Below are 13,691 nucleotides of genomic sequence, written 5' to 3' on the forward strand. Positions count from 1 at the left end.
GAGAAAGGGGAGCAAATCTTACAGAACCACCCCCATTAACGCTATGGACGCTATGCACGCTGGAAATAATTGATGCTACGCCCTACAATGTTCGGCTTTCTTTAACGACCTAGGTGAAACGTCCATGCAGCCCATGCTGAATATCGCGCTGCGCGCCGCCCGCAGCGCCAGTGAATTGATTTTCCGCTCCATCGAGCGCTTGGATACCATCAAGGTCGACGAAAAAGACGCGAAGGATTACGTCACTGAAATCGATCGGGCTGCCGAGCACAACATCATTGCTGCCCTGCGCAAGGCTTACCCGACTCACGGTATCCTTGGCGAAGAAAGCGGCATGCACGAAGGCAGCGGCGAAGGCACAGAGTACCTGTGGATCATCGACCCGCTTGATGGCACCACCAACTTCGTACGCGGCGTTCCGCACTTCGCAGTCAGCATCGCCTGCAAATACCGTGGCCGTCTTGAACATGCCGTGGTTCTCGACCCGGTCCGCCAGGAAGAATTCACCGCCAGCCGTGGCCGTGGCGCCGCGCTTAACGGTCGCCGTCTGCGCGTCAGCCAGCGTAAAAGCCTCGAAGGCGCCCTGCTGGGTACCGGCTTCCCGTTCCGCGAAGGACAAATGGACAACCTGGAAAACTACCTGGGCATGTTCCGCAGCCTGGTCGGTCAGACCGCCGGCATTCGCCGTGCAGGCTCCGCCAGCCTCGACCTCGCCTATGTAGCTGCCGGTCGTTTCGATGCGTACTGGGAGTCGGGCCTGTCCGAGTGGGACATGGCAGCGGGCGCACTGCTGATTCAAGAAGCCGGCGGCCTGGTGAGCGATTTCACTGGCGGTCACGAGTTCCTTGAAAAAGGTCATATCGTTGCAGGCAACACCAAGTGCTTCAAAGCTGTGCTGACCTCGATCGCACCGCACCTGCCGGCCTCGCTGAAGCGCTAAGCCTCAGGGTCGACAACAAAAACCGGCGTTCGCCGGTTTTTTTATACCCCGCATAAACAAAAAAGCACCCGAAGGTGCTTTTCTTTGATGCCGATACTGACGCGTATTACTGAGCGCCTTGACCCAATACCAGCTGACCTTCTTTGTTGACCGGAATCTGGTTACCCGGATCACGGTCCATACGCACCTGACCGACCTTGTCGTTCAGTTTGTATTTCACGTCATAACCCACGACCTTATCGCTGATGTCATTGACCGTATTGCAGCGGGTCTGAGTCGTGGTGTACGTGTCTCTGTTCTGCATGCCTTCCTGAACTTTGTTGCCTGCGTAACCACCGCCCACTGCACCGGCGACCGTCGCGATTTTTTTGCCGTTACCGCCACCCACCTGATTACCAAGCAAGCCACCGGCCACAGCACCCAGCACGCTACCCATGATCTGATGCTGATCCTTGACCGGCGCCTGACGGGTGACCGCTACGTCTTTGCACACTTCACGCGGGGTTTTGACCTGCTCTTTGATGGGTTGCACACCCAACACCTCTGCATACTCAGGGCCGCTTTTCACCAAGTTATACGTGGCGACAGCACCCCCGGCAGTCACGCCGACAGCACCCAGCACAGCACCAATTAGCAACGACTTGTTCACTTGAACCTCCTGGTAACCTCGCGCGAAATTTCCCACGCTACTCCCAGCCTTGGAGTACGAAAAAGGGCGTGAGTTCAACACTCACGCCCTTCTGGGTCCAAACCGGTAAGCACTCAGGCTTTACGGACGCTCATCAACCTTGTCAGCCACAACAGGAGGAATCAGATCCTCGGTGCTCAGGTTCAACCAGATCAACACCACGTTGGCGATGTAGATGGAGGAGTAAGTACCCGCCAGTACACCGATGAACAATGCGACGGAGAAACCGTGCAGGCTGTCGCCACCGAAAACCCACAATGCCACGATTGCCAGCAAGGTGGAGATCGAGGTCGCCATGGTGCGCAACAGGGTTTGCGTGGTGGAGATGTTGATGTTTTCAATCAACGACGCCTTGCGCAGTATCCGGAAGTTTTCCCGGACCCGGTCGAAGACCACAATTGTGTCGTTCAACGAGTAGCCAATGATCGCCAACACAGCAGCAAGCACCGTGAGGTCAAAGGTCACCTGGAAGAACGACAGGATCCCGATGGTGACGATCACGTCGTGAATCAGGGAGACGATTGCACCGACCGCGAATTTCCACTGGAAGCGGAAGGCCAGGTAAATCAATACCCCGCCCAGCGCCATCAGCATGCCGAGGCCGCCCTGATCGCGCAGCTCTTCACCCACTTGCGGGCCAACGAACTCGACGCGCTTGACGGTGACAGGGTTATCCGTGCCGCCTTTGCGCAAGGCTTCCGCAACCTGAGTACCCAACTGCGGGTCTTCGCCCGGCATACGCACGAGCAAATCAGTGGTAGCGCCGAAGCTCTGCACAACGGCCTCGTGGTAACCGGCAGTAACCAGTTCCTCACGCACCTTGCCAAGATCAGCCGGATGCTCGTAGGTCAGCTCGATGAGCGTACCGCCGGTGAAGTCCAGACCGTAGTTAAGCCCTTTGTGGAAGCAGCTAAACAACGCCAGCGCGGTAAGGAACATGGTAAAGGCGAACGCAACATTGCGAACGCCCATGAAGTTAATCGTACGTAACATGGCAGCCCCTTAAATCCACAACTTCTTGAAGTCACGTCCGCCGAAGATCAGGTTGACCATTGCGCGGGTCACCATGATGGCCGTGAACATCGAGGTAAAGATCCCGAGCGACATGGTCACCGCAAAGCCTTTGACAGGGCCTGTGCCCATCGCAAAGAGAATGCCGCCGACCAACAATGTTGTCAGGTTGGCGTCGAGGATCGCGGTGAATGCCCGGCCGAAGCCTTCATTGATTGCCCGCTGCACCGTCATGCCCGCAGCGATCTCTTCACGTATCCGCGAGAAGATCAGTACGTTGGCGTCGACCGCCATCCCCATCGTCAGAACGATACCGGCGATACCCGGCAGGGTCAGCGTTGCACCCAGCAAGGACATCAGTGCCAGCAGCATGACCATGTTCACGGCCAGTGCGACGGTGGCGATGACGCCGAAGAAACGGTAGATCGCCATGATGAACAGCGACACAAACAACATGCCCCACAGCGATGCATCGATACCTTTGGTGATGTTGTCAGCACCCAGGCTTGGACCGATGGTACGTTCTTCAGCGAAGTACATCGGCGCAGCCAGACCACCGGCACGCAACAGCAGCGCAAGCTCGGACGCCTCACCCTGACCGTTCAGGCCAGTGATACGGAACTGGCTACCCAGCGGCGACTGGATGGTCGCCAGGCTGATGATTTTCTTCTCTTCCTTGAAGGTCTGGACCGGTACGTCTTTCTCGACACCGTTGACCATCTGCTTGACGTAGGTCGTCGTCGGCTTCTGCTCGATGAAGATCACCGCCATGCTGCGACCCACGTTGCTGCGAGTCGAACGACTCATCAGCTCGCCGCCATGACCATCCAGACGGATGTTCACTTGCGGACGACCGTGTTCGTCGAAGCCAGCCTTGGCATCAGTCACCTGGTCACCGGTGATGATCAGACCACGCTCGACCGGTGCCGCAGGACGACCGCCCTCACGGAACTCGAACATCTCGGTAGTGGCTTTCGAATCTTCAGGGCCGGCGCCCAGACGGAACTCCAGGTTGGCAGTCTTGCCCAGAATACGCTTGGCTTCAGCGGTGTCCTGCACGCCCGGCAGCTCAACCACGATACGGTTGGCGCCCTGACGCTGAACCAAAGGCTCGGCGACACCCAGTTCGTTGACCCGGTTACGTACCGTGGTCAAGTTCTGCTTGATCGAGTATTCACGAATCTCGGCCAGCTTGGCCGGCGTCATCGCCAGACGCAGTACGGACAAACCGCCGCGTTCGCTGGTGGTCACGTCAAAATCGTTGAAGCTCTTGCGGATCAGGGTACGCGCTTGTTCGCGAGAATCTGCATCGCTGAAACCAAGCTGGATACCACCGTCGAGTTGCGGCAGGCTGCGATAACGCACACGCTCTTTACGCAACAGGGATTTGACTTCGCCTTCATACACCTTAAGGCGCGCATCCAGAGCCTTATCCATATCCACTTCCAGCAGGAAGTGCACACCACCGGACAAGTCCAGACCCATCTTCATCGGGCTTGCACCGATGCTGCGCAACCACTTCGGCGTGGTCGGAGCCAGGTTCAACGCAACGACATAGTCGTCACCCAAAGCCTTGCGCACGACGTCCTTCGCTGGCAACTGGTCTTCTTGCTTGGTCAGACGCAACAAACCGCCCTTGCCCTTCTCGGCCAGGGTGGAGCCTTTGACCTTAATGCCCGCATCGGTAAGCGCTCGGCTCACACGATCCAGGTCAGCCTGGTTCACCTGCAACGCAGTGCTCGCGCCGCTGATTTGAATGGCCGGATCGTCAGGGTAGAGATTGGGTGCGGAATAAATAAAACCGACCACCAGCACCGCCAGGATCAGTACGTATTTCCACAGAGGGTATTTGTTCAGCATCACGCCGCCCGCTTATAACGCGGGGCGCCTTGCGCGCCCCGTCGATTGGTAAAAGACTGAAACTTAGATCGCTTTCAAGGTGCCCTTAGGCAGCGTGGCAGCGATAGCGGCCTTTTGGATTTTCAGTTCAACGGTGTCAGACACTTCGATGACCACGAAGTCGTCGGTCACTTTGTTGATCTTGCCCGCAATACCACCGGAAGTGACAACTTCGTCACCTTTTTGCAGGTTGCCCAGCAGGTTTTTCTGTTCTTTCGCGCGCTTGGCCTGTGGACGCCAGATCATCAGATAGAAGATGACCAGGAAGCCGACCAGGAAAATCCATTCAAAGCCCGAACCAGCAGGACCGGCGGCAGGTGCAGCAGCGTCCGCGAACGCGGTAGGGATAAAAAAGCTCATTTAGCACTCCAATTGCAAAATTTTGTTAATAGGGTAGAAAACTCAGTACTCAATCAATCCAAAGGCGGCGTTGGAAGCCCGCGTTTGGCATAGAAGGCATCGACAAAGGCGGCCAATGTACCTTGTTGAATAGACTCGCGCAAACCAGCCATAAGCACTTGGTAATGCCGCAAATTGTGAATGGTATTGAGCATGCTCCCCAGCATTTCCCCGCACTTATCCAGATGATGCAGATACGCACGCGAGAAGTTCTTGCAGGTATAGCAATCGCAGGTCGGATCCAGTGACGAATCGTCATGACGATGGAACGCGTTACGGATTTTCAACACACCCGTATCAATGAACAAATGGCCGTTGCGCGCGTTGCGGGTTGGCATCACGCAATCGAACATGTCGATACCGCGGCGTACACCTTCAACCAGATCTTCTGGCTTGCCCACGCCCATCAAGTAACGAGGTTTGTCAGCCGGCATCATGCCCGGCAAGTAGTCCAGCACCTTGATCATCTCGTGCTTGGGCTCACCGACCGACAGACCGCCGATAGCCAGACCGTCGAAACCGATCTGATCAAGGCCTTCCAGCGAGCGCATGCGCAGATCCTGGTGCATGCCGCCCTGAACGATACCAAACAGCGCCGCCGTGTTTTCGCCGTGGGCGATTTTCGAGCGTTTGGCCCAACGTAACGACAGCTCCATAGAGACCCGCGCCACGTCTTCATCAGCCGGGTATGGCGTGCACTCGTCGAAAATCATCACAATGTCCGAGCCCAGGTCACGCTGGACCTGCATCGACTCTTCCGGCCCCATGAACACCTTGGCGCCATCGACCGGAGAGGCGAAGGTCACGCCCTCCTCCTTGATCTTGCGCATGGCGCCCAGGCTGAACACCTGAAAACCACCGGAGTCAGTAAGAATCGGCCCGCTCCACTGCATGAAATCGTGCAGGTCGCCGTGACGCTTGATCACTTCAGTCCCGGGACGCAGCCACAAGTGGAAGGTATTACCGAGGATGATCTGCGCGCCAGTCGCTTCGATATCCCGAGGCAGCATGCCTTTGACCGTGCCGTAAGTACCGACCGGCATGAAAGCAGGGGTTTCGACCACACCCCGAGGAAAGGTCAAGCGACCGCGACGCGCTTTGCCGTCAGTGGCCAGCAACTCGAAAGACATACGACTGGTGTTGCTCATGCGTGATCCTCTGGGGCCGAGTCCTTGGGAGCTGTCGGCGCGGGATTGCGGGTGATGAACATTGCATCACCGTAACTGAAGAAGCGGTACCCATGCTCCACTGCCGCCGCATAGGCAGCCATGGTTTCGGGGTAACCGGCGAACGCCGAAACCAGCATCAATAGCGTGGATTCAGGCAAATGAAAGTTGGTCACCAGGGCATCGACCACATGGAACGGACGCCCGGGGAAAATAAAGATATCGGTGTCACCACTGAACGCCTTGAGCTGACCGTCGCGCGCAGCACTTTCCAGCGAACGCACGCTGGTGGTGCCCACCGCAATCACCCGACCGCCCCGCGCACGGCACGCCGCCACGGCATCGACAACGTCCTGACTGACTTCCAGCCACTCATTGTGCATGTGGTGGTCTTCGAGCCGCTCAACGCGGACCGGCTGGAACGTACCCGCACCGACATGCAGGGTCACGAAAGCCGTTGAAACGCCCTTCTGCGCAATCGCATCGAGCAACACCTGATCGAAATGCAGCCCCGCAGTCGGCGCGGCAACCGCCCCGGCGCGCTCGGCATACACCGTCTGATAACGCTCGCGGTCGGCGCTGTCATCGGGACGGTCTATATAAGGAGGCAACGGCATATGGCCGACCCGCTCCAGCAACGGCAACACCTCTTCGGCAAAACGCAGCTCGAACAAAGTGTCATGACGGACCACCATCTCGGCCTCGCCACCGCCATCGATCAGGATCATCGTGCCCGGCTTGGGCGACTTGCTCGACCGCACATGGGCCAATACCCGATGGCTGTCGAGCACACGCTCAACCAGAATCTCCAGCTTGCCGCCGGAAGCCTTCTGCCCGAACAGACGCGCCGGGATCACCCGGGTATTGTTGAACACCATCAAGTCGCCGGGGCGCAAATGCTCCAGCAAATCGGTGAATTGACGGTGCGCCAATGCGCCGCTAACCCCATCCAGGGTCAACAAGCGGCTGCCACAACGCTCGGCCAAAGGATGGCGAGCAATCAAAGAATCAGGGAGCTCGAAGGTAAAGTCAGCAACACGCATGATGGGGTTCGTCTAGCAGGGCCGGAAAGTTTAGCGGAAATAATGAACATTCACCACGAAACATGATTGACCAACGGTAATACCCTCTCTATACTCCGCGCCCATCAAGCCCTGATGGCGGAATCGGTAGACGCGGCGGATTCAAAATCCGTTTTCGAAAGGAGTGGGAGTTCGAGTCTCCCTCGGGGCACCAAATTAAAGAAAGGCCTTGCTTTGCAAGGCCTTTTTTTATGGGCGCAGGAAAGTGGTTGGGGCTGGGGAAAGGCTCGGATGTGGAATTTTCAGCCAACTGCTGATCCCTGCGCGTTGCAAGGTAGTTCTCGCTAAAAAGCTTGTCCGTAATCGACTGCGTTGCGGTCGTGAAAATAATTGATTTCACTGGCTCCGGAAGGCCGCACCTACCTTTCCGCGGTCAAGGACTGGGCGCGACCCAACGACAGAGCAAGGTAGGATCCATCTGAAACTGAACGGCTACATAGCGGAAACCTTTACCCCGTTCAAGGGAAGCGGTGATGGCGGATAGATTGAGCTGCTTTGAATATTTGCCCATGAAAAACACCCCAAAGGTCGGATGGGTGTCCAACTTTTGAGGCGCAGTTCAGGACGTGGGAGCTGACTCGTCTGCGAAGACCATTCAACGCGGTCTACCTGCCGCCACTCGATCCAGATCATGGCTATAGGGTCAAACCCAAACCTGTCAGAAGCCCGTGCCGGGCTTATTCGCAGACAAAACTATGCGTCCCGGTCAGCTTTCACATACACATCAAAAGCATTGGCCCACACTGTCCCAGCGTCTTGCCGCAGGGCTGTAGGGGGATGCCGCCCTGCCCCCTTAGACTACAACCTCACGCCTACAACCGAGACTTACATGGACGTTATTGAAGAAACGCCACAGGTTATCGAAAAACCAATTGCCGCCTTGGCTGCACGTTTCACCTGGCTCGCGGCACTTCCGATTCTTGGATTCATCTGCTACTCAGCGCCCTACGTCGCAGGCTTGGTCTTCTGGCAAACGTACCTCGGGAAGTTCAATGTTCCTGAGACACTATTCAAGAGTGAGGCTCGGGACTACTTTGTTTACGCCTATACAGCAGTGCTTGAAACTTTTAAAAACTGGGCCACCTTGATCGCTAGTCCCACTGTCTGGATTTTGGTTATTGGCGGGGTTTTGCTATTTTCCCTTGAGGTGTTCTGCATCAACCTATTGCCGAAGACTTCATTTGCAAGATCAGCTTCCAAAGCATTGGGCCGAAACAGGTATGTCGCCCTGATAACGGGTCTGCTGACGTTTTCAACAGCGATTGCAATACTGATTCTGCTAACTCCCTTGGTGATTTTTCCGTTTATTATCTTGCCAGGCATTGTTGGTGAATACGGCGCGAACAGAGCGTTAGAACGTGACTTGGCGATTTACGACAAGGGCTGCGATCACCCTGAAGCCCAAAAAACCCACTGTCACGTAATCATGGACGGCACCAAAATCATTGCCACCGGGTTTCTCGTCACGACGTCCGATACCAGGCTGGTTATTTACGAAGACCACAAAGCCAAAATCATCCCGATCAAGGACTACAGCATCGAGTTAATGCCGCCCAAGGATTACCTTGCGCTGATTGCCCCCAAGAAAATCCCAGTGCCTACTAACGTCGATGTCCCGCGCTAGTGAGGTAATGGACTCAAGCCATTTTTGAGACGGGTAGAACACAGGACAGGTATATCTTTTATTGCTTTTGAATCACGCGCTGAAAACCACGGATTTTCACCGGTGGATAACTTAATCCGCAGTTGTGGAGTTTTCGAAAGTCGAGCCTTGACCTAATTATCCACAGGCATAGAAAAGATCGTGCAAGCGCTGTCGTTGACAGCAACCCAGGTAGCCAGAACCTTTGAGGCAGCACTTCAAAGTGAGTACGTCATCAACCAAGGCCGCGAGAGCGACGTCAGGCATGAAATCAGCAGTCGAAAAATAAAGATCGACTCAATCGATGATCAGATTTTCAGGCTGGATCAGAAGCTCGACCTCCTGGAGACGCTGGCCAACCGAGAAAGCTTAATGGAGGGCTACATTGCCGACATGGCGAACTGGATGGCGGATGAATTGGAACTCAACGCTAAACGGCACAGCCTGAGCACTCGCCTGGAGGAAATTCGCCAGCAAACGCAGGAAGAGATGGGCAGCGCACGGCAGGCTGAGACCCTGGCGGCTACCGCTTACGCACGAGCCGTGGCCTGGGGTGACGTCGAAGGCGAAAAAGCAGCCAGCACAGACGCTCAGAAAGCGGCGAAAAACCTCACTACCGCGACCGAACAACATCGCCGCCAGCTACTGATCATCACCGCCTTGGAGCAAGAGCTGGCAACCGTTGACCGACACATTAGCGAGGCTCAGGTAGAACACCAAAAAATTGAGAACACCGCCTTACGGCTCGCCCACGACGCCCTGGAGGAAAGGTGGAATGAAGCCGCCCGAGCGCTGCTTGATGTGGGAGGTAAGCTTTACGCCGCAGCCAACCTGATTGGCCGCGACCCGGTGTCCTTGTTCAAGCTCGACATCCCTGAGCAGGGTGAAAACTCGGGCAGTTGGAGGTGGCGCGACCTGGTAGACCGTGGGAGCCAGCATCGCACGCGCGATCTGCTCGCGATGTAACACCCGTTTACCCTGAAACAGTCTGCTTTCGCGGGCTGTTTAAATCCCTCCAAGGATCGATGCCATGAACGCAGCGGCACAAAACACCTCGACCACTTCAGAAGCGCTTAGTGCGAGAAAAGCCTACCTGACCGCACTACTCAAGCTCGTGGATACCACCAATGGAAAAAGCACAGCGACGCAGAAGCTCACCATCACTGCAATCAAGGCAGAAATGGGGCTCATTGAGCATAAGCTGAAAAAACGGTGATTCGGATAAACGGAAGCTCACGAAAGCTTCCGTTGCATTCAATTTCGGCAGGCAGCTCCAGGACAGAACCCTACATATGAAGCGGAGCGCCTCACAACCCCGCTCCTCGGTGGCCCACTGTTGAGCCACCAAATGAGGCGACGCCAATGAAGGAATCATTGACCTACCTTGTTGATCACCAGGACCCAAATCAAATATATCCAACCTCTTCAATAAACCCCGCAAGCGCCCCTCGCTGCACTCCGTTATAACGCCATTCGTCCAATGTGCGAACCATTGCGACATCCCTTGATGGCTGGCACAAATCAACGAATTGAACCGGTAATTTTGCGGAGTCATCCATGTGATGCTCGACATGTCGGCAAAACGCGTAGATCCACATCGCGACTTCTAAGGAACAATCCCACTTGTTCCAGTTCATCGTGCTGGCCAACGGTTGTTGCACGTTCGTGCGTGCTTTCTTCAAAGTCTTTAGTAGAACATCGATTGCTTTGCCTTGGGTCTCGAAAGAACTTCTCGCAAGGAGAAACGCCGCGACTTCGGTAATACGTCCTTCGCGCGAACGGTCGAAGCTGACGGTCTTACCAAGCAACTTTTCGTCGAGGTACGAGTACAACTCCTTCATCCATGTACTAGATAGTGCTTCCGGCGTTACTCGTTCTTCTTCCAGGAGCGGCACAATCACCTCGGCAAACAACCAAGGCTCAGACCATCCTAGCTCGCGCATGTGGCCTCGCAGGCTCTCAACAAGAAATTCAGCTTCGTTCTTGTCTAGCTTCGGTGGCAATGTGTAGTAGAGCGCTTGCCGAACAATATCCACTGACTCACCGTTCCCTTCCTCCCGTGCCAGACCGCTTAACAACCAACACATCGTCCGAATGCTTGTCTGCCGATCAAACGATGCTAGACGAGCTACTACTTGCCTCGCCCCGCCACCATTCTTGGACGCATCTCGCAGACTGGCCAATCCCATCCATTTCAGAAGCCCGTTCGTGCTTCGCAACAAACTCTCCCTTTGCTTATTCGTAATCCCGAATGCGATTGCAAGAGAAACCTCCCCGACAATTTGACTCAATAGGGATAGCTTGATGGCATCTCGGTGGAGCTCTTCTTTATCAAGTGTGACCGCGCAGCGCTCCGACAAATTCACCAGTTTCTCTGGTGCGACACTCCACAAGATCTTGATCGCGTAGACATCCGCCCATGTCAATGCTTGGTATTTAATTCGATGGCGGAAGTGTTCGTAGGAGTAAGATCCGCGAAGAAAACTTTCCAAATCTTGCTGAAACAAGTGCGGCTGAACCGACTCAAAAGAGGTATCGGGCGCTATGTCACTGATCCGCGAGAATGCGTTTTCAAGCGAGCCCTCTAGGAAGTCGAAGAACGCAACTTTCTGGTCGTCAGCAGCGCCCCACGGAGAATCTCCATGAGTTGTATGTGCGAGTATCTCAGCCACAATCTCCCACCGCTGTTGAGAAGCGTCTTCCATCGTGCTTAAGCCACTGACACACGCGTCCATACCTGGAGTCTTAGGAAATCGTAAAGATTCACCATCGAGTAGATCCAGCTCCGCCAGTCGAACACGCAATTCCTCGCCATGTAAGCCCCGAAGCGAATCGTCCCCGATCCAAGTCGAGAGAACCGAGCCCGTCATATCCCAGCTCAGGAAACTCAATCGCTCGCTCCGTTGTCGGACAGGCTGTTCCTGACGTTTAGAATCGAAAATTGGCTCTATGTACTCGCCATCCGCGCTCGACCCGTTCGCAGCTCTCGATATCAATCGAGTCGCATATTTGAAGACCTCATGCAACGAATCCATAGGGATAGGAGTGATGAGTAACGGATGATCTTCGTTTGCCTTCTGAATTGAATTCGAAAGATTGAAACCTGCAACTGGAAGGCCCCGCCGATCCGCAATGAGCATATAGCGATCATGCAAAGCACCCGGCTTGACTCCGAATATTTTGAGGTCAATCCGCTGTGCCAGCCCTTGAAGCTTCTTGCAGCTCGCCAGCAGGTTGTCGATACGGTTGGGATCAGGGTCAGCGCCGGTAAAAGATTTCTGACTTTGAGTTGATGGAGTCGTCGGCACAACTGTGGTGAAGACCACATACTCCCCTTTGTCGGACGCATTGGGGAAAAATAGACCTATCCCAGCGTCTTCAAAGTAAGGGTCGAAGAAAATGATCTGATGGTCTCGGTGCTTCGCAAACTGCTGCTTGATCCACTCTACAAATTGTAGGCGCTCAGTGCCGTCGCCCTCGCTTAGGCGACCGAAGAAACGCGCCTCGGACTTTGGCGGATGTAAAACACTAAGTAATTCATTTATTTTTCGATTGACCACTACCCAGGGGTCTGCCTTTCTACCACCAATCACCGAGGCAAATCCGCCATGACCGCGATTACCTGTTTGCGCGGCTTTCACCCTGGGGGACCCTCGCAGCTTCTTCTTTAGTGCATTGTCCAACCAGCCCAACTTAACTTCTGCGTTCAAGCCTCCTAGGGCGTGTCCTGATATGGAGACTTCACGAATATAATGATTCTTCCAGGTGCAGCACAACGTGGCTGCAGAGGCTCCGTCCTTCACTCCATGTATTTCGATTTCCACCGAATCGGCAATATCCCAATAACCATCAGGCAATTCGATCGTACACTCGATGACATCCGTTGCTCCTTTATCGACCGACGCAATGCTCGAAAATATGCGTTGTGCATCGTTCATTATTTGGGCGTGGACGAAGAGCTTCGAAAAGCTCGGCAGTTGCGTCAGATTTAGTTTGACCACAAGTGCTTTGCATCCATCTGCCCACGACACATCCAAGAGCTCTCTCTCGTGGTCGTCTAGGGTCGGGAAAACAAGCAATTCCAAATCGCCAAATCGTGCCGCATCCTTGCTAGAGAAATCCAAACCGGTATCAGCGTTCATTCGTTTAACGAGGAAGCGCGCCATTTCTTGGTCAAGGCCTCGCGCAGTTGTGAACAATTGCTCCTTGTCGACAGTGGTAATTGCGGCACTAAAAGCCGAAGCACTACCGTGAGGGCTTTGTGGACCAAGATGCTCATGCGCATCGCGATTCAATAGCAACGCCGCTGGCCTGCATACGTAGCTATCGCTCAAGCTGAAAGTCCCGATACGCCTCTCAAGCGAATCCGACAGCTTTAGGTCAAGCGAGCTACTGATTTCCTTGATGTTGTCTCCTTTTGAAAGCTTGCCCAGCAGTTCACCTGCATGATCGCTATCAATGTAGAGAGTGGCGCGAATCACCTGAGCGCGCCAGTCACCAACAGCTTCAAACTTATCGTCGCTGGGCGCACTCCATACTCCTGAGGAAAAGCTATATGGAAGGAGACGACCGTAAACAAATCGGTTCTCCAGGCCATCGTCATTTTGAATTTGCGCAATCCAAATTTGCAAAGCACACGCACGCCCGGGCGTGGAAAACAACCGACCGAGTCTAGTGTCCTCCATCAAGTCCTTTAATTCGATTGTCATTTTCATCCCTCAGAACGTCTTTTCGATGCCGCTCTCTAGCGGTGGGGCACCTACTATCGAGACGGAACATAACCATCTCGTTGAGAATCGCTCCCAAGCAACAATCGGCCAGGCCGTTAACGTTAGGGCCTCCGTCTGACCTAAAGCGGCCAGGT

11 protein-coding genes and 1 tRNA gene are annotated in these 13,691 nt (G+C 54.8%); 5 read left to right on the top strand and 7 right to left on the bottom strand.

The window, feature by feature from the left end:
- Positions 1 to 124 precede the first annotated feature (124 nt).
- Complete coding sequence (gene suhB, locus AC1MEA_RS01725) at positions 125 to 940, top strand: type III secretion system regulator SuhB (RefSeq protein WP_219061120.1); 816 nt, start codon at positions 125 to 127, stop codon at positions 938 to 940.
- A gap of 106 nt (positions 941 to 1,046) precedes the next feature.
- On the opposite strand, the gene AC1MEA_RS01730 is transcribed toward suhB, so the two are convergent.
- The 6 genes from AC1MEA_RS01730 to queA all read right to left on the bottom strand — a co-directional run bounded on the left by AC1MEA_RS01730 (position 1,047) and on the right by queA (position 7,146).
- Complete coding sequence (locus AC1MEA_RS01730; RefSeq protein ID WP_219061119.1) at positions 1,047 to 1,589, bottom strand: glycine zipper 2TM domain-containing protein; 543 nt, start codon at positions 1,587 to 1,589, stop codon at positions 1,047 to 1,049.
- Between the two features lie 120 nt (positions 1,590 to 1,709).
- Entirely contained in the window at positions 1,710 to 2,621 is a 912-nt protein-coding gene (gene secF, locus AC1MEA_RS01735) for a protein translocase subunit SecF (protein ID WP_219061118.1), read from the bottom strand.
- A 9-nt stretch (positions 2,622 to 2,630) separates the two neighbouring features.
- A complete protein-coding gene (secD, locus tag AC1MEA_RS01740; RefSeq protein WP_219061117.1) occupies positions 2,631 to 4,499 on the bottom strand; it encodes a protein translocase subunit SecD in 1,869 nt (622 codons plus the stop codon).
- A gap of 63 nt (positions 4,500 to 4,562) precedes the next feature.
- Positions 4,563 to 4,898 (bottom strand): preprotein translocase subunit YajC, encoded by a 336-nt coding sequence (gene yajC / locus AC1MEA_RS01745; RefSeq protein ID WP_219061116.1) that lies wholly within the window; start codon positions 4,896 to 4,898, stop codon positions 4,563 to 4,565.
- A 53-nt stretch (positions 4,899 to 4,951) separates the two neighbouring features.
- Positions 4,952 to 6,067, bottom strand: a complete 1,116-nt coding sequence (gene tgt, locus AC1MEA_RS01750; RefSeq protein WP_219061312.1) for a tRNA guanosine(34) transglycosylase Tgt — start codon at positions 6,065 to 6,067, stop codon at positions 4,952 to 4,954.
- 14 nt (positions 6,068 to 6,081) lie between these two features.
- Positions 6,082 to 7,146: a tRNA preQ1(34) S-adenosylmethionine ribosyltransferase-isomerase QueA gene (gene queA / locus AC1MEA_RS01755; protein WP_480916448.1), complete on the bottom strand. Its 1,065-nt coding sequence runs from the start codon at positions 7,144 to 7,146 to the stop codon at positions 6,082 to 6,084.
- Between the two features lie 108 nt (positions 7,147 to 7,254).
- Between queA and AC1MEA_RS01760 the strand changes: the two genes are divergently transcribed.
- The 4 genes from AC1MEA_RS01760 (at position 7,255) to AC1MEA_RS01775 (ending at position 10,043) form a co-directional block, all read left to right on the top strand.
- A tRNA-Leu gene (locus AC1MEA_RS01760) sits at positions 7,255 to 7,339 on the top strand.
- A 675-nt stretch (positions 7,340 to 8,014) separates the two neighbouring features.
- Positions 8,015 to 8,809 carry a hypothetical protein gene (locus AC1MEA_RS01765; protein WP_480916449.1) on the top strand — a complete coding sequence of 265 codons (795 nt, stop codon included), beginning with the start codon at positions 8,015 to 8,017 and terminating at the stop codon, positions 8,807 to 8,809.
- A gap of 180 nt (positions 8,810 to 8,989) precedes the next feature.
- Positions 8,990 to 9,793 carry a chromosome segregation protein SMC gene (locus tag AC1MEA_RS01770; protein ID WP_480916450.1) on the top strand — a complete coding sequence of 268 codons (804 nt, stop codon included), beginning with the start codon at positions 8,990 to 8,992 and terminating at the stop codon, positions 9,791 to 9,793.
- A gap of 64 nt (positions 9,794 to 9,857) precedes the next feature.
- On the top strand, positions 9,858 to 10,043 hold the full coding sequence (locus tag AC1MEA_RS01775; RefSeq protein WP_480916451.1) for a hypothetical protein: 186 nt from the start codon (positions 9,858 to 9,860) through the stop codon (positions 10,041 to 10,043).
- A 190-nt stretch (positions 10,044 to 10,233) separates the two neighbouring features.
- On the opposite strand, the gene AC1MEA_RS01780 is transcribed toward AC1MEA_RS01775, so the two are convergent.
- Positions 10,234 to 13,536: a VPA1262 family protein gene (locus AC1MEA_RS01780; protein WP_480916452.1), complete on the bottom strand. Its 3,303-nt coding sequence runs from the start codon at positions 13,534 to 13,536 to the stop codon at positions 10,234 to 10,236.
- Positions 13,537 to 13,691 lie beyond the last annotated feature (155 nt).

This window comes from Pseudomonas sp. ASL8 (genome assembly GCF_056680355.1).

Bases quoted from the DNA above. Each gene is read 5' to 3' on its own strand.
- suhB (WP_219061120.1), top strand. From the start codon at position 125: ATGCAGCCCATGCTGAATATCGCGCTGCGCGCCGCCCGCAGCGCCAGT.
- secF (WP_219061118.1), bottom strand. From the start codon at position 2,621: ATGTTACGTACGATTAACTTCATGGGCGTTCGCAATGTTGCGTTCGCC.
- secD (WP_219061117.1), bottom strand. From the start codon at position 4,499: ATGCTGAACAAATACCCTCTGTGGAAATACGTACTGATCCTGGCGGTG.
- yajC (WP_219061116.1), bottom strand. From the start codon at position 4,898: ATGAGCTTTTTTATCCCTACCGCGTTCGCGGACGCTGCTGCACCTGCC.
- tgt (WP_219061312.1), bottom strand. From the start codon at position 6,067: ATGTCTTTCGAGTTGCTGGCCACTGACGGCAAAGCGCGTCGCGGTCGC.
- queA (WP_480916448.1), bottom strand. From the start codon at position 7,146: ATGCGTGTTGCTGACTTTACCTTCGAGCTCCCTGATTCTTTGATTGCT.
- AC1MEA_RS01765 (WP_480916449.1), top strand. From the start codon at position 8,015: ATGGACGTTATTGAAGAAACGCCACAGGTTATCGAAAAACCAATTGCC.
- AC1MEA_RS01775 (WP_480916451.1), top strand. From the start codon at position 9,858: ATGAACGCAGCGGCACAAAACACCTCGACCACTTCAGAAGCGCTTAGT.
- AC1MEA_RS01780 (WP_480916452.1), bottom strand. From the start codon at position 13,536: ATGACAATCGAATTAAAGGACTTGATGGAGGACACTAGACTCGGTCGG.